At 52.2% G+C, this 22,260-nt stretch carries 24 protein-coding genes; 13 read left to right on the plus strand and 11 right to left on the minus strand.

Going from position 1 to position 22,260, the window contains the following annotated elements:
* Positions 1-215: 215 nt before the first annotated feature.
* Positions 216-1,706 carry an L-fucose/L-arabinose isomerase family protein gene (locus tag BLQ59_RS10730; RefSeq protein WP_074572891.1) on the minus strand — a complete coding sequence of 497 codons (1,491 nt, stop codon included), beginning with the start codon at positions 1,704-1,706 and terminating at the stop codon, positions 216-218.
* A 284-nt stretch (positions 1,707-1,990) separates the two neighbouring features.
* Between BLQ59_RS10730 and xylB the strand changes: the two genes are divergently transcribed.
* The 4 genes from xylB to BLQ59_RS10750 all read left to right on the plus strand — a co-directional run bounded on the left by xylB (position 1,991) and on the right by BLQ59_RS10750 (position 6,714).
* On the plus strand, positions 1,991-3,484 hold the full coding sequence (gene xylB, locus BLQ59_RS10735) for a xylulokinase (protein ID WP_074572892.1): 1,494 nt from the start codon (positions 1,991-1,993) through the stop codon (positions 3,482-3,484).
* Between the two features lie 57 nt (positions 3,485-3,541).
* Positions 3,542-4,948, plus strand: coding sequence for a sugar porter family MFS transporter (locus BLQ59_RS10740; protein ID WP_371118287.1), 1,407 nt, complete (start codon positions 3,542-3,544; stop codon positions 4,946-4,948).
* Between the two features lie 33 nt (positions 4,949-4,981).
* Entirely contained in the window at positions 4,982-5,605 is a 624-nt protein-coding gene (locus BLQ59_RS10745; RefSeq protein ID WP_074572894.1) for a DUF4867 family protein, read from the plus strand.
* A gap of 92 nt (positions 5,606-5,697) precedes the next feature.
* A complete protein-coding gene (locus BLQ59_RS10750; protein WP_074572895.1) occupies positions 5,698-6,714 on the plus strand; it encodes a LacI family DNA-binding transcriptional regulator in 1,017 nt (338 codons plus the stop codon).
* Positions 6,715-6,768: 54 nt separating this feature from the next.
* Here the strand turns inward: BLQ59_RS10750 and BLQ59_RS10755 are convergent, their stop codons facing one another.
* The 4 genes from BLQ59_RS10755 to BLQ59_RS10770 form a co-directional block, all read right to left on the minus strand.
* On the minus strand, positions 6,769-7,425 hold the full coding sequence (locus tag BLQ59_RS10755) for a D-sedoheptulose-7-phosphate isomerase (RefSeq protein ID WP_074572896.1): 657 nt from the start codon (positions 7,423-7,425) through the stop codon (positions 6,769-6,771).
* Between the two features lie 210 nt (positions 7,426-7,635).
* Positions 7,636-8,307: a hypothetical protein gene (locus BLQ59_RS10760; protein WP_074572897.1), complete on the minus strand. Its 672-nt coding sequence runs from the start codon at positions 8,305-8,307 to the stop codon at positions 7,636-7,638.
* Positions 8,308-8,327: 20 nt separating this feature from the next.
* Positions 8,328-8,603 (minus strand): hypothetical protein, encoded by a 276-nt coding sequence (locus tag BLQ59_RS10765; protein WP_074572898.1) that lies wholly within the window; start codon positions 8,601-8,603, stop codon positions 8,328-8,330.
* 74 nt (positions 8,604-8,677) lie between these two features.
* Positions 8,678-8,845: an aminoglycoside phosphotransferase gene (locus BLQ59_RS10770; RefSeq protein WP_074572899.1), complete on the minus strand. Its 168-nt coding sequence runs from the start codon at positions 8,843-8,845 to the stop codon at positions 8,678-8,680.
* Between the two features lie 99 nt (positions 8,846-8,944).
* Here BLQ59_RS10770 and BLQ59_RS10775 point away from each other — a divergent pair, with 99 nt between their 5' ends.
* On the plus strand, positions 8,945-10,714 hold the full coding sequence (locus tag BLQ59_RS10775) for a MutS-related protein (RefSeq protein WP_074572900.1): 1,770 nt from the start codon (positions 8,945-8,947) through the stop codon (positions 10,712-10,714).
* A gap of 110 nt (positions 10,715-10,824) precedes the next feature.
* Entirely contained in the window at positions 10,825-12,210 is a 1,386-nt protein-coding gene (locus BLQ59_RS10780; protein WP_074572901.1) for an alanine/glycine:cation symporter family protein, read from the plus strand.
* A 48-nt stretch (positions 12,211-12,258) separates the two neighbouring features.
* On the opposite strand, the gene BLQ59_RS10785 is transcribed toward BLQ59_RS10780, so the two are convergent.
* A complete protein-coding gene (locus BLQ59_RS10785; protein WP_074572902.1) occupies positions 12,259-12,672 on the minus strand; it encodes a peptide deformylase in 414 nt (137 codons plus the stop codon).
* A 150-nt stretch (positions 12,673-12,822) separates the two neighbouring features.
* On the opposite strand from BLQ59_RS10785, the gene BLQ59_RS10790 reads away from it, so the two are divergent.
* The 3 genes from BLQ59_RS10790 to BLQ59_RS10800 are packed head-to-tail and all read left to right on the plus strand — an operon-like array spanning position 12,823 to position 15,219.
* Positions 12,823-14,151 (plus strand): threonine/serine exporter family protein, encoded by a 1,329-nt coding sequence (locus tag BLQ59_RS10790; RefSeq protein ID WP_074572903.1) that lies wholly within the window; start codon positions 12,823-12,825, stop codon positions 14,149-14,151.
* A 14-nt stretch (positions 14,152-14,165) separates the two neighbouring features.
* A complete protein-coding gene (locus BLQ59_RS10795; RefSeq protein ID WP_074572904.1) occupies positions 14,166-14,921 on the plus strand; it encodes an AzlC family ABC transporter permease in 756 nt (251 codons plus the stop codon).
* Entirely contained in the window at positions 14,911-15,219 is a 309-nt protein-coding gene (locus tag BLQ59_RS10800) for an AzlD domain-containing protein (RefSeq protein ID WP_074572905.1), read from the plus strand. The genes BLQ59_RS10795 and BLQ59_RS10800 overlap by 11 nt, the downstream gene beginning before the upstream one ends.
* An 83-nt stretch (positions 15,220-15,302) precedes the next feature.
* On the opposite strand, the gene BLQ59_RS10805 is transcribed toward BLQ59_RS10800, so the two are convergent.
* From BLQ59_RS10805 to BLQ59_RS10815, 3 genes are all read right to left on the minus strand, one after another.
* Complete coding sequence (locus BLQ59_RS10805; RefSeq protein WP_176756788.1) at positions 15,303-15,575, minus strand: hypothetical protein; 273 nt, start codon at positions 15,573-15,575, stop codon at positions 15,303-15,305.
* A gap of 180 nt (positions 15,576-15,755) precedes the next feature.
* Entirely contained in the window at positions 15,756-17,255 is a 1,500-nt protein-coding gene (gene panF / locus BLQ59_RS10810) for a sodium/pantothenate symporter (RefSeq protein ID WP_074572907.1), read from the minus strand.
* Positions 17,248-17,514, minus strand: a complete 267-nt coding sequence (locus tag BLQ59_RS10815; RefSeq protein ID WP_074572908.1) for a YhdT family protein — start codon at positions 17,512-17,514, stop codon at positions 17,248-17,250. The genes panF and BLQ59_RS10815 overlap by 8 nt, the downstream gene beginning before the upstream one ends.
* A 166-nt stretch (positions 17,515-17,680) precedes the next feature.
* On the opposite strand from BLQ59_RS10815, the gene BLQ59_RS10820 reads away from it, so the two are divergent.
* Together BLQ59_RS10820 and BLQ59_RS10825 are read left to right on the plus strand one after the other, a co-directional pair.
* Positions 17,681-18,241 (plus strand): hypothetical protein, encoded by a 561-nt coding sequence (locus BLQ59_RS10820; RefSeq protein WP_074572909.1) that lies wholly within the window; start codon positions 17,681-17,683, stop codon positions 18,239-18,241.
* A 17-nt stretch (positions 18,242-18,258) separates the two neighbouring features.
* The gene (locus BLQ59_RS10825) at positions 18,259-18,822 is read left to right on the plus strand and encodes a beta-class carbonic anhydrase (protein WP_074572910.1); all 564 of its coding nucleotides are present in this window, start codon (positions 18,259-18,261) and stop codon (positions 18,820-18,822) included.
* Here BLQ59_RS10825 and BLQ59_RS10830 read toward each other — a convergent pair.
* Positions 18,816-19,448, minus strand: a complete 633-nt coding sequence (locus BLQ59_RS10830; RefSeq protein ID WP_074572911.1) for a hypothetical protein — start codon at positions 19,446-19,448, stop codon at positions 18,816-18,818. The genes BLQ59_RS10825 and BLQ59_RS10830 overlap by 7 nt on opposite strands.
* A gap of 11 nt (positions 19,449-19,459) precedes the next feature.
* Entirely contained in the window at positions 19,460-20,359 is a 900-nt protein-coding gene (locus BLQ59_RS10835) for a YitT family protein (RefSeq protein WP_074572912.1), read from the minus strand.
* A 233-nt stretch (positions 20,360-20,592) separates the two neighbouring features.
* On the opposite strand from BLQ59_RS10835, the gene BLQ59_RS10840 reads away from it, so the two are divergent.
* The gene (locus BLQ59_RS10840) at positions 20,593-21,339 is read left to right on the plus strand and encodes a DeoR/GlpR family DNA-binding transcription regulator (RefSeq protein ID WP_074572913.1); all 747 of its coding nucleotides are present in this window, start codon (positions 20,593-20,595) and stop codon (positions 21,337-21,339) included.
* 2 nt (positions 21,340-21,341) lie between these two features.
* Entirely contained in the window at positions 21,342-22,250 is a 909-nt protein-coding gene (pfkB, locus tag BLQ59_RS10845) for a 1-phosphofructokinase (protein ID WP_074572914.1), read from the plus strand.
* Positions 22,251-22,260 lie beyond the last annotated feature (10 nt).

The raw sequence follows: 22,260 nt of genomic DNA on the forward strand, positions 1-22,260 counted from the left end.
TGAACATACGCGCCGCCGGCCTGCCCGGCGCAGGTAACTAAAATAGTACGCACTACTGCTGGCGGGTCATTTAGTGAAGTGGCGAAGAAGTATCCCCGCCTCCGCCCCACTACTTTGTAACAAACAGTGTTTAAGCACGCACCAACAAACTGCAACTTTACAAAAAAGTCCGTTGACTTTTTTGTCAGCGAACTTTTTATAAATGAATATTTCTTTTAGGCGAACGGATTTTCCGTGGGATAGAGCATGCCTTTCGGCTGATTGAAGGAAATGTCTCCAATCCCCAGATAATTGAAGATGGAGTACAGGCTCTTACCGAAATGACCGAAAGCCACTGCTCCATGATGCGGGAAGCGTTTCTCAATCAGCACATGGCGATAGAAGCGCCCCATTTCCGGGATGGCGAAGATGCCGATGCCGCCGAAGGAATTCGTAGCTGCCGGCAGGATCTCGCCCTGCGCAATATAAGCACGGAGTTTTCCATCAGACGTACTCTGCAGGCGGAAGAACGTGATATCACCATCAGCAATGTCGCCTTCAAGCGTGCCGCGGGTGAAGTCCGGCGTGCCGCCGTTTTCGAGCAGGCGGTTCTGAATCAGCTGGTATTTCACGCCGCCTTTGCGCAGCTTGCAGAGCGGGGTGTTGCCGCAATGGAAGCCCATGAAGGTATCTTCAAGCTGATATTTGCCAGCGGGCTTGATGGATTCTTCGTACATATCCTTCGGCACGGAGTTGTTGATATCCAAGAGCGTAACTGCATCGCCGCTGACGCAAAGGCCGATGTATTCGCTGAGGGCACCATAGATATCCACTTCGCAGGATACGGGGATGCCCCGGCTGACCATACGGCTGTTGACATAGCAGGGCTCAAAGCCGAATTCCTTCGGGAAAGCCGGCCAGCATTTATCGGCGAAGGCCACGTATTTGCGGGCCCCTTTATGTTCTTCAGCCCAATCCAACAAAGTCAATTCAAACTGTGCCATGCGCGGCAGCATTTCCGGATAAGGATTGCCCTCCTGGCCGAGTTCTTTGGCCATATCCTCAGCAACTTCCTTGATGCGCGGATCATCCTTATGGGCACGATAGGCAACCAGAAGATCCAGCTCGGAATTCTCCTCGATTTCCACACCGAGGTCATAAAGTGGCTGAATCGGCGCATTGCAGGCAAAGAAGTCCTGCGGGCGCGGGCCGAAGGTGATGATCTTGAGGTCCTTGAGCCCCAGCAGCGTACGGGCCACCGGCTGGAATTCAGCAATCATCTTGGCCAGGTCATCAGCCGTGCCCACCGGATATTCAGGGATAAAGGCTTTGAGATGGCGCAACCCTAAATTATAGGAGCAGTTCAGCATGCCGCAATAAGCATCGCCACGGCCATTGATGAGGTTCTTGCCCGTTTCTTCAGCAGCTGCCACATACATCACCGGACCGTCAAACTCTTTTGCAATCAGGGTTTCCGGTGTTTCCGGACCGAAGTTGCCGAGGAACACCGCCAGGGCATTGCAGCCAGCGTCCTTGGCTTCCTTCACTGCTGCCAGCATATCTTTTTCATTCTCTACCGTCTTCTGCACTTCGTACAGCTGGCCATAATTCTTATTATAAGCTTCGACAATCGCATGACGGCGGTTTTCCGACAGGGAAATGATGAAGCAGTCACGGCTGACCGAGATAATACCACATTTGACATTGGGAATGTTGCTCATAGACATGATAAAGCGCTCCTTTGTTTTACATCATATTTGCGTGCTCAAGCACGCTCATTACATGCAAAGCATAACACGCCCCTGTGAGTTTGTCAATCGTTTTATTTTGTTTTTTATTGTCTCGTAAAAAATTACGCGGCATTTTATATTATTAGTGTGCTGTTGTTCGGGCATTGGGAAAATAAAAAATTGTCGCACAAAAGGTATTGCTTATTGTTTTCTCCTGTGCTATATTGATTACTGTGAGTTGCGTACATAAGCACGCAAATGTTTTAGGGGAGGCTTGGAAAATGAATTATTTGCTCGGTGTGGATATCGGCACCTCAGCCACCAAGACGGTACTTTTTGATGAAGAATGCCATGTGGTGACCGAGGCGTCCGCAGAATATCCTCTGTATCAGCCCCAGAACGGCTGGGCAGAACAAAATCCGAAAGACTGGTCGGCAGCTGCCGCCAGCACGATCCGCGAGGTGCTGGCCAAGGCACAGATTAATCCCGCGCATGTCAAAGGGGTCGGCTTATCCGGTCAGATGCATGGCCTGGTCATGCTCGATGAGAAAAATGAAGTTATCCGCCCATCCATTATCTGGTGCGACCAGCGCACGGCGGCAGAATGTGCTGAGATAACCGCCAAGATAGGAAGAGAACGACTGATTGAGATTACTGCCAATCCGGCGCTGACCGGCTTCACCGCATCTAAGATCCTCTGGGTGCGCAATCATGAACCAGAGAATTACCGGCGCTGCCGCCACATTCTCCTGCCTAAGGATTATGTGCGCTTCTGTATGACCGGCGATTATGCCACAGAAGTTTCCGATGCCAGCGGCATGCAGCTGCTCGATGTGCCCAAACGCCAATGGTCGGACGAGATCCTCGCAAAACTCGACATCGATAAAGCTTTGCTGCCGAAGGTTTATGAATCCCCCGAAGCTACGGGGCATATCAGTGCAGAATTCGCCCAGCTGACAGGACTTTCCACAGACTGCGTGGTCGCCGGCGGCGCTGGCGATAATGCTGCCGCCGCGGTCGGCACTGGCGTCGTGGAAGACGGCAAAGCCTTTACCACGATTGGCACCAGCGGCGTGGTCTTCGCCCATACGAGCGAACCCCGCATCGATCCGCAGGGCCGGGTACATACCTTCTGCTGTGCTGTCCCGGGCTGCTGGCATGTGATGGGCGTAACCCAGGCCGCCGGACTTTCCCTCAAATGGTTCCGCGAAAATCTGGCTGAGCACATGGACTATAACGCCATCAACGAAGCCATCAACAGCGTACCGCGCGGCAGCCGCCGTCTGCTCTACCTTCCCTATCTGATGGGCGAGCGCACGCCTCATCTCGATCCGGACTGCCGGGGCACGTTCTTCGGCCTTTCGGCCATGCATAAGCGGGCGGATATGCTGCGGGCAGTGATGGAAGGCGTCAGCTATTCTCTGCGTGACTGCTGGGATATCCTCAAGGCAATGGACGTAAAAGTCACCGATATGATGGCCTGCGGCGGCGGCAGCAAGAGCCCCATCTGGCGGCAGATGCTGGCCGATATGTACAACTGCCCCGTAAAGACCGGAAGCGAAGCCGGTGGCCCGGCACTGGGCGTAGCGATATTAGCCGGTGTGGCGGCAGGAATTTTCACCGATGTACCCAGCGCCTGCCGCAAGTACATCAGCACGACGGCAGTCTGCCAGCCCGAAGCAGATGCGCATGAATACTATGAGCGCGGCCATCAGCTTTATCAGAAACTCTATCAGCAGCTCAAAGACTGCTATCAGGAATTGTCTTTATTGTAACCGTATCCCTATATTTGTTCCGAAATAAGAAAGGATGTTGGTGTTATTATGGAGAGCATGTCAGTACACGCCCCGAGCGTGGATATGGAAAAACGGGCGTCCCGCCTGAAGGTTTTCATCTACTTTGCCGCTGGTATGGCCGGACTATTGTTTGGTCTTGACCAGGGTGTTATTTCCGGCGCCCTGCCCTTTATCAGTCAGGAATGGAATCTGAGCAGCAGTGCCCAGGAATGGGTGGTCAGTTCCATGATGGTCGGCGCGGCCGCTGGTGCCATTGCCGCTTCCTTCCTGGCCAAACAGATTGGCCGCAAGAAGAGCCTGATGATTGGCGCGGCCCTGTTCATCGCCGGTTCCCTGGGTTCCGGCCTGGCCGGCAGCGTGGATATGCTGATCATTTCCCGTCTGGTACTCGGTCTTTCCGTAGGTATCGCCTCCTATACGGCCCCGCTGTACTTAGCCGAAATGGCCGATAAAGATGCCCGAGGCAAGGTGATTTCCGGCTACCAGCTGATGGTCACCGTCGGTATCCTCGCCGCCTTCCTGTCCGATACGGCATTCAGCTATACGGGCAACTGGCGCATGATGCTCATGGTCATCGCTATCCCGGCGGTAATCCTGATCATGACGGTCATCAAACTGCCGGACAGCCCGCGCTGGCTGGCAGCAGTCGGCCGTACCGAAGAAGCTGACGAAGTCATCAAGAGCCTGAATCCTGATCCCAAAGCTGCCGACGAAGAAATGGCCGATATCAAGGAATCCCTGAAGGTCAAACAAGCCGGCTGGCAGCTCTTCAAGACCAACAGCAATGTACGTCGCGCCGTTTTCCTGGGCGTACTCCTGCAAGCCATGCAGCAGTTCACCGGTTTCAATGTCATCATGTATTATTCCCCAAAAATCCTGAGTCTGGCGGGTTTCTCCACCACAGAGGAACAGATGATCGGCACGGTTATCAATGGTATCGTATTCACATTATCCACATTCATTGCCATCTGGATGGTGGATAAGTCCGGCCGCAAACCGGCACTGAAGGTCGGCTTCGGTGTCATGGCTGCTTCCATGGCCGTTGTCGGTTACTGCATGTCCATCCTGGAAAGCGGCATGGCTGCCACCTGGGTGTCCTATCTCGCTGCCATCATGACCATGGTCAGCATCGCCGGATTCGGCATGAGCGCCGGTCCGATTGTCTGGGTGCTCTGCTCTGAGATCCAGCCCCTCAAGAGCCGTGAATTCGGTATCGCCTGCTCTACGATGACCAACTGGATCACCTGTGCGATTGTCGGTGCAACCTTCCTGTCCCTCGTCGATACTCTGGGTTCTGCCCATACCTTCTGGCTCTATGCCCTGCTCAACGGCTTCTTCATTGCCTTGACCATGATGTATGTACCGGAAACCAAGAATGTTTCCTTGGAAAAAATCGAACATAATCTCCTTTCCGGTAAAAAATTGCGCAATATTGGTGTATAATATAAGTATTATGAATTATTTGAGGTGTTAATCATGAAAACAGTAATGGATGCAGAGTTCCGCGCTTATGGACGTGTGCTGGATGTGGATACCCAGGAATTCGTCGAGGCCATCAATGCACACGAGGAAGTACCAGCTGGCGAAGTGGTCTACGAACCGTCCGTAGCAGAATTTGAGAAACTGCCCCTCTATAAGGAAATGACGGAATCCGTTTACGGTGATATGCCCGTGGAATTCGGTCACTGCAGCGGCTGGAACAAGACGTTGAACGCGCTCGAATACCATCGCAGCTCTGAAATCGATATTGCCGCTACGGATCTCGTACTGATGCTGGGCCGTCAGCAGGATATCGATCCGGAAAACTACACCTACGATACGGATAAAGTAGAATGTTTCAAAGTGCCTGCCGGCACGGCCGTGGAACTCTATGCCACCACCCTGCACTATGCCCCATGCGGCGTGGACGGCCAGGAATTCCGTTGCGGCGTGGTCCTGCCCCGCCATACCAATGAAGATCTCAAATCCCAGCCGGAAGCAAAAGGCGAAGATGAACTGCTCTTTGCCGTCAACAAATGGCTGATTGCCCATAAGGACAGCGGCCTCGAAAAAGAAGGCGCCTGGATTGGCCTGCAGGGCAAAAACATAACTTTGGCTTAATACTAAGGGAGGCTGCTTATACAGCCTCCTTTGACGTTTGAACGATAAACTGCTAAAATAACAGCAAATTCGAAGGGAATACGGGTGGTAGTATGGTCACGATGAAGAAGATTGCCGAAATCTGCGGCGTGTCCCGTGGGACAGTAGACAGGGCTTTGAATGGCCGGGGCCGGGTAAGTGAGGAAACAGCGGAAAACATCCGCAATGTCGCCCGTCAATTGGGCTATGAGCCCAATCCGGCGGGCAAGGCCTTGGCCGCCCGCAAGACCAGGCCCATAATCGGCGTAGTCATCCCCTCTGAAGGCAATCCCTTCTTCGCCGAAGTATTGCGTGGCATGGAAGATGCAGCCAAAGAATATGAAATCTACGGCCTGCAGATCAAGTATTACAAAGTCAAGGGTTATGACGTACAGCAGCAATTGAATCTGCTGCAACAGATTACCCCGGAGATACAGGCCTTGGTCATCAATCCAGTCAATGACACAGTCATCGCCGAACAGATCAATGCCATGATTGCCAAGGGCATCTTCGTGATCACCGTCAATAATGATATCGCCGGTACCAACCGCCATTGCTATGTGGGCAGCGACTACTACAACGGTGGCACAACTGCCTGCGCTCTCTTGGAAGCTCTGCTCGGGCAGGCCGCCCATATCGCGCTGGCGCTGGGCAGCCGGAACGTGCTGGGGCATCGCCAGAGATTGGAAGGCTTCCAGCACCGCATGGAACGCGTTCAGGACTTCCGGATCGTAGAAGTCATCGAACATGAAGACGACGATATCCAGGCCTATGATGCCACGCGCCAGCTCCTGCAGACGCACCCGGAAATCAACGCCATCAGCATCCTGGCCGCGGGCGTCTACGGTGTCTGCCGCGCCGTCATGCAGCTGCCGGAGGAAAAACGCCCCTTAGTCATTGCCTTCGATACCGTGCCCACCACCGTGGAAATGATGGAATTTGGCCTCATAAAAGCCACCATCTACCAGCACCCTTACCGGCAAGGCCATACCGCCATCAACAAGGCCTTTGAATATCTCGTGCATGGGCGCCAGCCGGACAAGGACAGTTATATCTTCAAGAATGAAATCAAATTGTTGGAAAATCTTTAAGCGAAAAAACGCTGAACAGAGAAATTTCTCCGTTCAGCGCTTTTTTATATGCGATTATGCACCAAAAAATTCATTCTCTACGGCAATGCACAGCATATGATATACCGGCAGATGCAGTTCCTGAATCTTGAAGGTTTCCGTTTCCGGCACGCAGATATTGATATCTGCCAGGCCACGCGCCTTGATCTTGCCGCCACTATGACCTAAGAGACCGATGGACTTCACGCCCTTGACCTTGGCCATTTCCAACGCATAGATCACATTCGTGCTGTTGCCGGACGTGGAGATGGCCAGCAGCACATCCCCTTCATCCCCCATGCCCAGAAGCTGCTGGGCAAAGGAAAGATCCGGTGCCTGATCATTGGCAAACGCCGTATTTAGCGCCACCTGATTGACCATCGACAGCGCCGGCAAAGCCCCCTGCAGATTATCGATCAGATACTGCGCATCATCGCCACAGTTAGCACGGATTTTTTCAGCCAGCTCACCCTTGATTTCCCGCTTGAGCAGGAACCCTTTCATCAGTTCACCGACGATATGTTCCGAATCCGAGGCACTGCCCCCATTGCCGCAGGCAATAAGCTTATGACCATTGCGGTAACTATCACAGATAGCCTCCACAGCCGCCTGCAAATCATCCCGACACTCCGCCATCTGCGGATAACGGATAATCAAATCTTCAACACATTTCAAAGTAGATTCTTTAACCAAAACAATACTCCTTTTACACTTCATCCGCCCTTTACGGAGCACCTTTCCCTTAAAGAGAAGGTTTTACGACTCACCAAAAAATCGTGGTAAATCGTTACCCAGCGCCCAAGGACGGGCGCTGGCGGACGTAAATCACGTGATGTGATTTCAGTCCGCGTTTTCTTTTTGGTACTTTTTCTTTGCGCCAAAGAAAAAGTACAGGCAACTTTATTACTTATTGCGATAACGATCAGCCATATTACGGGCATCGTAATCCCCAGAGGGGGCTTTGATGTCTGTTATCTGCTGCGGGCGCGGCGTCACATCAATCGGCTCGTTGCTGCGATTATAATTACTCATCTGCGACGCATACTGATTCTCCTTGCCGCGATTCCGGAACTTATTCCAAGCCCAACGCAGGAGCATGAAAAGTGCCAGGAACATCACCACATTGGCAATCACGCCAAAGATATCCCCGAGCATGCTGCTGCCGAAGAGATTGCCAAGCATGGAGCCCAGCAGCATACCGCCAGCCAGCAGACCTACCGTGCGCAGGGCATTCCCCCAACGGCTGCCGCTCTGTGTATTAGTGGCAGCATTCGTATTCGCATTGGCATTGCTCTTGCTGTTTGCCGTCGGTGCATTCTTATCGAGGCTCTTGGCATCCTTGGACGGCTTATAATTTTCGCCCGTCCCGGCTACGGATTTATGGGTATCATTATTCGTCTTGGGAGCAGCCGCTTTCGGTGCCGCAGCCTTCGGCGCGCTCTTGGCACCGCCGCCCATCTTTGCCCCGCCCTTGGCAGCGTAAGCCGTAGCCGCAAAATCAGCATTTACCACGGGAACCGTCGTCATAACCATTGCTCCCACCATCAGGGAGGCGAGGATTTTCTTCATCTTCATGTCAATTCTCCTTTGACTCGTTATTCCTTATAGGATTTGATATCTTCAGGGAAGGCATAGATTTCCCCCACCGTGTCCAGCTCCCCGGACAGATAGCGGTCGATATCATCCACATCAATATAGAGCTTGCAGTCAATATCCAGATAGCCCTGTTCCGTACCATTTGAGAGGTCACGGATCGCCATCAGTTTTTCCCGGAGCTTCAGGAGCTCACTGCGGGTAGCGTGGATATCCAGTTTTACCTGAGGCACGCCATACTCTTTCAAGACTTCGTCCATGGTCATACGCTGTGACATAGTGTTCATCCTTTCAACTTTGACTTTTTGATGTTATTATTTTATCAGGATTAACTGAAAATAACATGATAATTTCATTTGTTCTGCATCTTTTCTTTCATGCGATCCAGAATCTGCTGCAGCTGACGCTTCTGCCGCAAATGTGTTTCATAGTCCAAATCATTGGAATCAATGGCCAGCCGCTTGTTGATGGCATCAATGCTCGCCTGCAACCGGGCCATGGCCGCTTGTTTATCGCCCATATCCTTTCCTCCAACCTCTATCAATTATAGCAAAATTAGTGATAACTCTCAATATAATGTATAATGAGCATGAATAGACCAGATAAAGGAGTGAATTCCATGAAACAGGATTTCTATATCAATCTGCAGGCCGAAGAAGAAACGCAGTTAACTGCTTATGAAAAAGAAGCCAGTCACTATACCTTCTACCGCACCATCTGCTTCTTTGCCCTGATTTTTACTTTCGCGGCAGCCTATGACGGCATGACCATTGCAGGCATTATGGGAGTACTATTGCTCATGCTATTCAGCTGGCTGATCCGCCAGCACAACCGTATCAAGAAACAGATCCGCTTTATCCAAAACGCCCTGGCCGTGACGGCAGATTATCTCGCACATTTCAATGGCAACTGGCAGAAACTGGCCGACAAGGGCAATGACTTTCTCAAAGCTGACCGCCCGCAGGATATCGACCTGCATATTTTCGGCCAGACTTCGCTCTACCAATATCTCTGCTGTGCCCGCACAGCCTTAGGCCGGAAAAAGCTGGCCCAGGCCCTGACTGTCACGCCGCCGCCCGCCGATACCATCAGGCAGCGTCAGGAAGCTGCCGCCGAACTCATCAACCGTCAATTGCTCTGCGTAGAACTTCTGGCGCTGAGCCGCCAGTTGCCTGCCGGTCACGATACCGCACCCCTGATAAATGAAATCACCGCTGACAGCCAACGGCATATCAGCCATATGCTGCAGCGCACGGCCTGGATACTGCCCATACTGACCGTGTGCAGCCTCATATTGGCGGCATTAAATTTGCTAAACTGGCAGATTCCCGGCTTGTTGGTCCTCCTGCAATTCGCCATTGCCATGCTTTTCCAGCGGCAAAATCAGGCCATCCTTGCTCCTTTGCTGACACTGAATCAGGAGCTTCATGCCTATCAGTCCTTGTTTATCCGTCTGGGAAAAACAAACTTTACAAGTTCCGTACTCGCTAAACTGGCGGCCGACCTTTCCCAAAACGGCGCGCCTGCCCTGCAGGAACTAGCCCGGCTTACCGACCATGTGAATCTCTGCCGCAATCTCTTCTTCTATGTCTTTGGCAATGCCCTGCTTCTCTGGGACTGCCACTGCGCCGCACGGTTCAGCCGCTGGCAGGATAATGCTGCCCAGAACCTGTCCGGCTGGCTGGAACAATGGGCCGCAATAGAACTCTATATATCTCTGGCGATGGTCGGACATACCCGTAAACAATATTGCCTGCCGCAAATCCTTACCGGTTCTCCCCAACTGAAAACCACGGCATTAGCCTCCCTGCTGCTTGACGAGGGCAAGGCTGTCCCCAATGACACTAGTCTGACCAGCGAAACCCGCATCATCACCGGCTCCAATATGTCGGGCAAGACCACCTATATGCGCACGCTGGCCAGCTCATTGGTTTTGGCCTATGCAGGCGCTCCCGTATGTGCAGAAGAATTTGCCTGTACGCCCCTGCATATCTTCACTTCGATCCAGGTCCACGATGACCAGTCACAGGGCATATCCACCTTCTACGCCGAACTCCTGCGCATCAAACAGATGGTGGATTTCAGCCAGAAAGAGCTGCCCATGTTCATCTGCATTGACGAGATTTTCAAGGGCACCAACTCCGCCGACCGGATCATCGGCGCCCGCGAGGCGATTTCTCGCCTGACACGCCCCTACGCCATTACATTGGTATCCACCCACGATTTTGAACTCTGCGATTTGCAGTCGCCCAATAATATTCCCATAACCAACTATCACTTCGCCGAATACTACGAGGAAAATAAGATAAAATTCGACTATAAAATAAAGAATGACCGCTGCCAGACAACAAATGCCCAATATTTATTAAAAATGGCCGGAATCCTGTAGACAAATGTCTTTTCGTATGATATTATAGGGACTATCTTATCGAGGAAGTACCTGTGTATATTCGCAGTAGACATTATCCTGTTTATATCTTACGAGGAGGACATCTATTTATGGAATCATTTATCCCTGTGCTTAATGCCATCGACTCCTTTATGTGGGGCCCCCCGCTGATCACATTGCTGGTGGGTACGGGCATCTATCTGACCTTACGCCTGAAACTCTTGCAGGTCGTCCGCCTGCCTAAGGCTCTTTCCCTGATTTTCAAGGCCAAGAACCACGGCGAAGGCGATGTTTCGAGCTTCAAGGCCCTTTGTGTGGCTCTGGCTGCTACGGTCGGTACGGGCAATATCGTCGGCGTGGCTACGGCCGTGAAAATCGGCGGCCCCGGCGCTATCTTCTGGATGTGGATGGCCGCATTCTTCGGTATGGCAACCAAATATGCCGAAGGCCTCCTCGCGGTAAAATACCGCAGCACCGATGCCAATGGCAATATTGCCGGCGGCCCCATGTACTATATCCGCAAGGGTATGGGCGAGAAGTATAAGCCGCTGGCTACCTTCTTCGCCGCTGCTACGATTCTCGTTGCTTACTTCGGCATCGGCACCTTCCCGCAGGTCAACGCCATTGTGGACAGTGCGGAAATCTCCTTTGGCCTGTCCAAGGTGCTCACGGGTGCTGTACTGACGATTCTCATTGCTGCTATCACCATCGGCGGCCTGCAGAGCATTGCCAAGGTTGCATCCAAAGTCATTCCTTTTATGGCTGTGATGTATATCCTGATCAGTCTGGGACTGATTGCCATGAATATCGACGGCGTCCCGGCAGCTATCGCTTTGATTTTTGAATCCGCTTTCACCGGTACGGCCGCAGCTGGCGGTTTTGCCGGCTCCACCATCATGATGGCCATGCAGAATGGTATCGCCCGCGGCGTGTTCTCCAACGAATCCGGCCTGGGTTCTGCACCGATTGCCGCAGCCGCAGCCAAGACCAAGGAACCTGCGGAGCAGGGCCTGATTTCCATGACGGGTACCTTTATCGATACGCTGATCATCTGCACCATGACCGGCCTGGCCCTCGTGCTCACCGGCGTATGGCAGGGTGACGCCGCTGGTGCCGCTATGACCAGTGCCGCTTTTGCTTCTGCTTACGGCGTTATCGGCAGCAGCCTGCTGACCATCGCCCTCGTGCTCTTCGCCTTCACCACGATCCTGGGCTGGAACTACTACGGCGAGCGCGCCTGCATCTACCTCTTCGGTACGAAAGGCGTGATGCCCTATCGCATCATCTTCATCGCCCTGATTGCCAGCGGCGGTTTCCTCAAACTCGAAGCCATCTGGATCCTGGCGGACATCGTCAACGGCCTTATGGCCATCCCGAACCTGATTGCCCTGATTGCCCTGTCCGGCGTTGTTGTGGCAGAAACGGAGAGCTATCTTTCCCGCAAGGGGGAGCTCACTGAGGACGATGAAGTCCATAATTCAGCCGTAACAGATTAATACAGACTACAAAAGGCAGATTCGCTTTAGACGAATCTGCCTTTTTGTTTAGATCAAGATTCCCTGGCAATGATCGATCTCATGCTGGATGATCTGGGCCGTGAATCCGGAGAAGCGCTGCTTCTGCGGCTTGAATCTTATGTCCTTGTATTCCACCTCAATCCATTCATAGCGCTTGGCGGGGCGCTCGCCAAGCAGGGACAGGCAGCCTTCCATGACTTCACTGTATTCCTCAGAATGTTTGACAATCTGCGGATTGAGCATGGCCACATTCTGCTTGCCCACCTGTACGGCGATGATGCTCTTGGCCACACCGATCATATTAGCCGCCAGCCCCACGCAGATGGCGCGGTTGGCTTTGAGCGTATCCAGCAGGTCCTCAGCGACCGCCTTATCCTTGCGAGTAGCAGGCTCTGCCACCTGCTGTAAAAATTCCGTATCCTTGATAATGTTCTTAACCATATTTTACTCCCCATTTACCATTATTTTCCGCTTCTAATTTTACCACAATTTTTCCCGCCCCAAAACCTTTACAACTATCTCCCGCTGTCCTACAATAGTTTACATACATTTACAAATATGTTTACACTACTATGAAAGGACCATGATAGTTTGAGTGACGACAAGGATGAAATTTTGAATAAGCCCTTTGCGGAGATCGGTGAGAAACTCCATCTGCTCCTGCAGACCGGCGCCCTGTTGATGGAAAATGGCGCGGACAGTGACCGCACGGTGCGCGATATGCGGCGGGCGGCGGCCTTTATGGGCATCGATCAGGAACATATGCACCAGCATGTGCTCTATACCACGCTAATGCTCAATGTCAGCGACAGCCGCCATTCCTATACGGAGTTCTGCAAATACCAGAAACTCGGCGTCAATATGACCACGCTTTCCGCAGTCAGCAAACTGACCTGGCGGGCATTGGCGCAGAATTACAGCCTCGAAGCCTTCCGGCGCCAGCTGAACAATATCCGGAACCTCCCCCGCGCCTATCCTGTCTGGCTCACGGCCATCGGTGCAGGCGCGGCCTGCGGCGGCTTCTGCAAACTCTTCGGCGGCAGCTGGCTGGATTTCCTGCTGACGGCGATCTGCTCCTGCCTGGGCTTTTACATGCGGCGGCTCTGCAACCGCTATGCCTTCAATGCCTATGCGACCATCGCCATTACCTCGTTCGTGACGACAATTCTGGCCTGGAGCACGCAATTCCTGACAGGCGGACTGAACTGGTATCCCTTGATTGCCTGTACCTTGTTCCTCGTGCCAGGTATCCCGCTGATCAATGCCGTGGATGACCTGCTCAATAACTTCATCGTCGCTGGTATGACGCGGGCGATGCATACGCTACTGGTTGTCGGCAGTATGACCTTCGGCATCGTCATTGCCATCCGCCTCTGCGGCGTGACGGACTTTACCAGTGTCCAGCTGACGCCAGACACCCATTACTTGTCACAGGCCATTGCCGCTGCCGTTGCCGCTGTGGGCTTTTCCATCATCTTCAATGTGCCCAAGCGAATCCTGCCCGTGGTGGCAGTCGGGGGCATCATCACGGTGCTGCTGCGCAATATATCCGTGATGGAGTTGGGGCTTTCCCAGACCGCTGGTTCCTTTATCGGGGCAGCCGTCGTGGGCCTGATTGCCCTCCGGGCCATCCACTGGTTCCATACGCCGAATATCGTCATGACCATCCCCTCAGCCATCCCCATGATTCCCGGGGTACTACTTTACCGCCTGCTGTTTGCCCTCTTAAATATCCAGTTTATCACGGCAGAGGAATTCTTTGCCAGCTTCCGCATGGGCGTAGATGCCGTGACCATCATCATCGGCATCGCCGTGGGCGTGGCCATTCCCAATATCTTCATCCACCGGCAGATTGAACGGCGCAAGCAGGATAATGTGGCGAAATTATTGGCCAAGAGATATGCTGAGGCCGAAGATTAGAAAGAAGGAGTTTTATGACGCTTACAACAACATCATCCCCCCGGCGGGAGGCATTTGTCTATGGAGTTCGTGATGGACTGCCCATTGCCCTTGGTTACTTCGTCGTGTCCTTCACCCTTGGCATTGCCGCCCGCAATGCCGGACTTACCCCCTTTGAGGGATTCCTGGCCAGCTTTTTCAACAACGCTTCGGCAGGCGAATACGCGGCCTTTACCATCATCGCCGCTGACGCTCCCTATCTGGAACTGGCCATCATGACGCTCGTAGCCAATGCCCGCTATATGCTGATGAGCTGCGTGGTCAGCCAGAAATTCTCCCCCGATACCAATATCCTGCACCGCGTTCTGGTGGGTTTCGATATCACCGACGAGATCTTCGGCATCACCATCGCCCGGAAAGGCCCGTTGAATCCTTACTATAACTACGGTGCCATGAGCGTAGCCTTGCCAGGATGGTCTGTGGGAACGGCCCTGGGCGTAATGGCCGGCAATATGCTGCCCGTGGCCGCGGTCAGTGCCCTGAGCGTAGCGCTCTTTGGCATGTTTATCTGGGTAATCATCCCGCCTGCCCGAGATAACAAGATCATCGGCATGCTGGTAGCCGCGAGTTTCATTGCCAGCTTCGCCTGCGCAAATCTGCCCCTGATCAGTGAACTTTCCGGTGGCACGCGAACCATCATCCTGACCGTAGCCATTGCTACTATAGGCGCAATCCTTTATCCTATAAAAGATAATGCCCCCGCCAAAGGAGAGAATAAGCATGAATCATGATATCTATATCTATCTATTTGTAATGAGCGCCGTTACCATCGCCATCCGTATCCTGCCCGTAACCCTTATCCGCCGCCCCATCAAGAACATATTTCTGCGCTCATTTCTCTTCTATGTGCCTTACGTAACCCTGGCGGTCATGACCTTTCCCGCCATCATGGATGCCACACGCAGCCCCTATGCAGGACTTTTGGCCCTGATTATCGGCATGGGGCTGGCCTGGAAAGGCCTCAGCCTCTTCAAAGTTGCAGCAGCCTGCTGTATGGTAGTGTTCGGCGTTGAGCTGGTCTTATTGTGAGCATCGCTTGAGTAAGTGGTCAACAAGACAACGCAAAAACAGCCCCGGAAGCTTATCCCTAGCTTCCGGGGCTGTTCGTTTATTTATGCGATCTGATACACACGCGCATCAAAATGTTTCCAATAACTCACTGCATCACCATAGGACAACAGATAGCGATCCTCAGCTTCACTCTTGCCCAGTTCAATGCCGTAGCAACACTTGGCAAATACTGACGCTTCCCGGGTATTCGCCTCGCGAAGGATCTCCTGCAACGTATCCTCTACAAACGCCGTCCGGGACTTCCATGCCGCCTGCTCCTTAAGGTTATACCGGCCCGCTTTGAACTTGAACAGTTTGTTTGTCGCATTATTCACCGCAACAATCATCTTTCTTTCTCCTCTCTAAATTCTTTCCAGTAAAACATCCCATATAATTTCCACAAAGTACATCTGTTTTATAAATTTACACCATGATTTTACCCCAAAAGTCCTAATTAGGCAAGGAGATTTTTTGCTTTATCACGGATTTTTAGAAAAATTTTTCCTATATATACATTAACTTTTCCTATAAGGAAAAAACTCCGCTAAAACCCGCTCGTCCTGCGGCTTGCCTAAGTATGTTCCCAGCAGGAAAAACAGCAGGGAAGCCGTGATGCCGATGGTGATCTGATGCAGCCCCATGACCTTGAAACCCAGTCCCTGCGTCAGGCAGTATACGAGGGTACCACCGCCCATGGAGAGGATGGCCCCAAGCTTATTGGCCCGCCGCCAGAAGAGCCCCAAGAGCAGCATCCAGAAGAAGGCCGTTTCCAGCCCACCGAAAGCGAACATATTGATGATCCAGATCAGACTCGGCGGCGTCAGGGCAATCATGAACACCACCACGCCAATGACCGCGGTAGCCAGCATGGACAATAACCGCAGCTGTTGCGTGCCCGGTTCTTTGCCCTGCTTATGCGCGTGATGCAGATATACGTCCTTGATGATTGCCGACGAAGCCACAATGAGCAGACCGGAAATCGTCGAAATCGACGCCGCCAGCGGACCGATAATGGCCAGACCGACCAGGGCCGGAGGCATGACTGTGACAATCGTCCTCGGTATGATATTATCCACGCCGCCATAGGATGCCAAATCCCCTGTGAGCACGCCATGTGCCAGGATACCCGTGAAATTGATGCCGATATTCATGAAGCCGACAACCACCGTACCGATCAGCATGGCCTTATGCAAGCTCGCCGTATCCTTGTAACTGATGCCGCGCACCACCGACTGCGGCAGGGCAATGGTACAGATACCGACCAGTATCCACTGTGTCAGGTACAGCCCTGCCGGCATATGGCCGCCGGAATACGGCTCAAACATTTCCGGATGGTTCGTATGGAGATTGGCCATGATTGCGTGGTAACCGCCGCCTGCATCCAGCACATGGTAAAGCAGCAGTACGATGCCCACCATCATGATGATGGCACAGCAGGTATCCGTTAGCGCCACGGCCCGGAAGCCGCCCACCGTAGTATAGACCACCACGGCCAGGCCAAACAGCAGCAGGCCCATCTCATAGCTATAACCCGTGACCGCCGCAAAGAGCTTGGCGCCGCCCACAAACTGTGCAGTCATGGTCGCGCAGAAGAACAGGACGATGATAAAGGCTGCCAGACTGGCCAATCCATCTGACTGGAAACGCTCGCGGATGATATCCACCACGGTCACAGCATCGAACTTGCGTGAGAGCAGCGCCACCCGCTTGCCGAAGATGCCCAGCACGAGGAAGATCGCCGTGACCTGCACCACCGCCATATAGATCCAGCCAAAGCCAATCTGCCAGGCCATCCCCGGCCCGCCGACAAAGGAACTGACCGAACTATAGGTAGCGACCGTGGTCATGGCCAGCACAAAACCACCCAGATCATGATTGCCGATAAAATATTGCTGGACGAAGTTTTTGCCAAAGCCCCGCGCCTGCACCTGACGCACATAGAAGCCAATGCCGATCATCACGGCCATAAAGACAAGCAGCGGCAGAAGCGCCGCCGGATTGCCGCCATTACTCATGGGAAACGCCCTCCTTTTTCTCATCATCCAAGGACATATCCCGGAATACATATCTCAGCAAGATTTTCACCAGCACGATTGCGAAAAACCAGACGCCGATACTAGAAGTCACCGCCCATAAGGGGAGACCAAACACTTCCGCCTCCACATCGCTGAGCCCGAAACCTGCCCAGCACCAAAATAAAATAAGCACCAGCAACGCCAGCCCCGTAAATGCGGCTTCCCGGCGAATCTGCTGATACTTTTCCCAATCTGTCATAGCTAAATCTCCTTTCGTACGGTTGCACCTGTTCCATGCATACCGTCGCTATCTAGTGTACCGCAAAATATCCGCTCAGGCAAATGCAGCAGGATTTTTTCTGCCCAAAGCGAAAATTAACTGCAAAGAGATTTATTCACATGACTTTTGGAAAGGGTGATACCATATGAAACAGGTCGTAAATCTGATGATATTGTGCCTATTGCTAAGCTTCGCTTCCATGGCGGCTGCGAATGGAACCATAACCGGCACCGTCTATCCGCCCAGTACCGAACGGGGAATGCGTCCAACCGTAGGTGAAACCGCCGCGGGTATGATGTGGGATATGAGTGCCCCTAAAAAACGCAAAAGCTCCGAACGGGCAGAGGTTTGGCTGATTGAACGCAGCATCAACTTCAATGCGATTCCCTACACGGCTATACAAAAATGGTATCAGACCGGGACGATTCCGGACAAGCAGCCCATCTACCATGTCACAGTCAACGAACATGGGAAGTTCACGTTCCAGGACGTTCCCGCTGCTGAATACTACCTTATGATACTCGATCCCCACGATCAGGAAATAAATCAAAACCTTACCGAAAAGATGAGCCGGGATGAACTCCTGCAGAAACTGCCTCATACCGATGAATTTGAGCTCTTTATGGTGGGAACGCGCACCTGCCTGGTGCAAAAGATCAGCCTGCACAACAATCAAACCTTGAAGATCCGTCCGGGTGTCCTTTAAGAAAAGGAGGTCTTACTATGTCCATTCTCGAAGATATGCTCACAGCCAATGCAGAATTCTGTGCCCATCCCCCTGCAGATTACACGCAGGAAGACCAAAAGAAAAGCAAGCTGCCCCAAAAGCAGCTTGCCTTGATTACCTGCATGGATACCCGTCTGGTCAATTTCTTAGAGCCTGCGCTGGGAATCGGCCGTGGTGAAGCCAAAGTCATCAAGACCGCCGGCAACGGTATCACCGGCGTATTTGACGGCACCATCCGCAGCCTGCTGGTCTGCATCTATGAATTAGGCGTCAAAGAGATCTTCGTCATTGGCCATCATGAATGCGGCATGGCCAACACCACTTCGGAAAGCCTCATAAAATCCATGCTGGAACGCGGTATTTCCAAAGAGGCCATCCATATGGTCAAAAAGGAACTGACGGAATGGGCCGACGAATTTCACCATCCTGAACAAAACGTTATCGACACGGTGGAACGCATCCGCCTCAATCCCTTGATTCCCGAGGATGTCCCCATCCACGGGCTGATTTTCCATCCCCGTACAGGTAAGATCGATGTCGTCATGAATGGCTATCAATGATCTGCAGGGCCAACCATCCGCCGCTTCATTTCCCAGATCCGGTCATGGACCTGTGCCTCGCGCAGGGCTGCATCCATGGCCTCATAAGCCAGCGTGGAAACATCCCCCTGTGAGGAATACTCATCATCAAAGCTGCGTGAAACGGTCTTGCTGAATGCCTCATCCTTCAGCCGGTCATAGCCAACAATCTGCACGCAGGCATAGCTATGGGTGATACGTCTTCCCCAGCGGTGCCAGCTCATGGTCTCATATTGCTCATAGCCGCTCAGGATCGGTATCACCACGAAATCCGCCTGTAATTTTTCTGCCAAAGGGCGCATCAACTCTTTCAGTCTTGCCTTGCGCCCGGCTTCACTGCGCACAGCCTCCCAGGCCGTCTGACATTGCCGTTCCGGTATGTAGCGGACGGCCTTTAATGTGCCATTCAAAGGAATGTGCATGCTGCAGTCCACCAGCTTCTCCAGCCGGTCATGGACCGCCTGCGACGGCGCCATACGGCTTTCCACCTGCAAGGGAAACTGAGCCACCCAAAAGGGTGCAGGTTCCCGCGTCGCTTCTGCCGTTCCTGTCCCGAACAGACAGAAACACAACAGCAAGCTAAAAAAAAACGCCAGCTTCTTCATCATCAAGCCCCCCCTTAATGGATCGACTTCTTCTTGAACCGCCCGCCCACAATATCGTGAACAGCATTGATGGTTACAAAGGCATTCTCATCCTTATCCAGAACGATTTCCTTGAGCTTGTCTACTTCCAGACGCGTGACCACGCAGTAGAGCACTTCCTTGCTCTCCCCCGTATAGCCGCCTGCGCCATGCAGCAATGTCACGCCACGTCCCAGGCGGTCATTGAGGGCCGAGGTGATTTCCTCATGCTCGTTGGTCACGATCATGACCGCATAGCTTTCATCGAGTCCCTTGATCACCACATCAATCATCTTCGAGATGACAAAGTAAGCGACCAGCGAATACATCGCCTTATCCCAGCCATAGAGAAGTCCGGCACTGGACAGGATAAAGAGGTTGATAAACATAACGACTTCACCCACAGAGAACACTGACTTCTTATCCATGATAATCGCCACAATCTCCGTACCATCCAGACTGCCACCAGCCCGGATGATAAGTCCTACCCCCAGTCCGTCGATGATGCCGCCAAAAATGGCCGCAAGAAAAGGATCATCCGTAACCTTGGCCACAGGACCAAAGATTTCTGACCAAACAGACAGAAAACAGATAGCAATCATCGTCGCAATGGCAAAGTTCTTGCCAATCTGCTTATAGCCCATAAACAGAAACGGAATATTAAGCAATACCAGAAACACCCCCAGGCTCATGCCTGTAAGCGTCTGCATCATGATGGACACACCCACGATGCCGCCATCAATGACATTATTCGGAATAAGGAATAATTCCAGCCCAATTGCAGCAATGATTGCCCCTACAAAGATCATCGCATATTTTTTCAAATAAAAAGATGCTTTACGATGTTGCACGATTTTCGGTTTATTACCTGCATGATAACTTACCTGTTCTTCCATACGCCTCACACTCCCGTTTATACTATATCTAAAATATATTATACCATCTATATATCCAATATTCCTCTTTTTTCTGTTTATTTCTGTACCGCACTAAAATACAAACGTACTTTGTCGGCAGTTTTTGGCGGGATTTAGCAACTTTATGCTTGTTTTTTCGTACCTTTGATTGACTTTGACTGACTTTAGTTGTATGATATATAAAACATCAATTTTTGGGGAGAGTGATAGCCATGCTGACAGAAGAGCGTTATGCCACCATCCTGCGCATCCTGAATGAAAAAAAGGCTGTTACCGTCCTTGACCTCACCCGCGCTTTGGATGCTTCAGAGTCCACGGTGCGCCGGGATCTCACCGCTCTGCATAAGAGTGGCCGGCTCTACAAGGTGTATGGCGGGGCCACTTCCATCGACAACAATTACACGATTGCCGAGGAAGATATGAAAACCAAAAACGATCTTTTCCCCGAGGAAAAAATCGCTATCGCCCGCAAGGCGGCTGGAATGATCAAACGTAAAGATTTTGTGTATATCGATGCCGGTTCCACCACCTTGCATTTAATTGATTTTTTGACTGAAACCAGTGCTGTATTCGTCACGAACGGCATGCAGCACGCAGCCAAGCTGGCTGCCAAGGGTTTCAAGGTCTTCATCATCGGCGGAGCCGTAAAGTCTGTAACCGAAGCGGTAGTAGGTACAGAAGCTTTGAATAATTTGAAATGTTACAACTTTACCAAAGGATTCTTCGGAACCAATGGCATCAGCCCCAAATCCGGTTTTTCTACACCAGATGCTGATGAGGGTACCATAAAGAGCGCCGCATTGGCCCGTTGCAAGAATGCCTATATTTTGGCCGACCGGTCAAAATTCAATAAAATTTCCCCGATTACTTTCGCCAATATCTCCAGTGCGACCATCATCACAGGACGGCTGGAAGATAAGAAATATCGTGATTATACAACTGTTATTGAAGGAGAATGAAAATGATCTACACCGTAACCTTCAATCCATCTTTGGATTACATCGTGCGTCTGGACAACTTCACGGCTGGTGAAATCAACCGCGTGAACTACGAGCAGGTGCTGGCTGGCGGCAAGGGCATCAACGTATCCATCGTGCTCAAGAACCTCGGCCATGACAACAGCGCTCTGGGTTTTGTCGCTGGCTTCACCGGCGAAGAAATCAAACGCCAGCTCAAGGATTTCGGCGTCAAGAGCGATTTCGTACAGCTCAATGAAGGTTTCTCGCGTATCAACGTCAAGGCAAAAGCCAGCACGGAAACGGAAATCAACGGCCAGGGCCCGGACATCAGCGAAGCCAAACAGCAGGAACTCTTTGCCCAGCTCGACAAGCTCGTGGAAGGCGATACGCTGGTGCTGGCAGGTTCCATCCCCAAGACGCTGCCGGATGACATCTATCAGCGCATCATGGCCCGTCTCGACGGCAAGGGCATCCGCATCGTGGTAGATGCCGAGAAGAAACTGCTGCTCAACGTACTGCAGTATCATCCGTTCCTGATCAAACCCAACAACCATGAACTCGGCGATATGTTCGGCGTGAAACTCACGACCGATGAAGAAATCATCACCTATGCCAAGAAACTGCAGGAAAAAGGCGCGCAGAACGTACTGATTTCCATGGCCGGCGATGGTGCAATCCTCTTGACGGCAGAAGGCAAATCCTTCAAGTGCCCGGCACCGAAAGGCAAGCTCATCAACTCCGTTGGCGCTGGTGACTCCATGGTAGCCGGCTTCATCACCGGTTACATGGAATCTAATGGTGACTTCGAGAAAGCTTTCCATATGGGTGTAGCTACGGGTTCTGCTTCCGCCTTCAGCGAAAACCTCGCTACCCGTCCGGAAGTTGAAGCACTGCTGGCCACCATCGAATAATTGGGATCTC

The organism is Pseudoselenomonas ruminantium, assembly GCF_900104055.1.
In the GTDB taxonomy this organism is placed as follows: Bacteria; Bacillota; Negativicutes; order Selenomonadales; family Selenomonadaceae; genus Selenomonas_A; species Selenomonas_A ruminantium_C.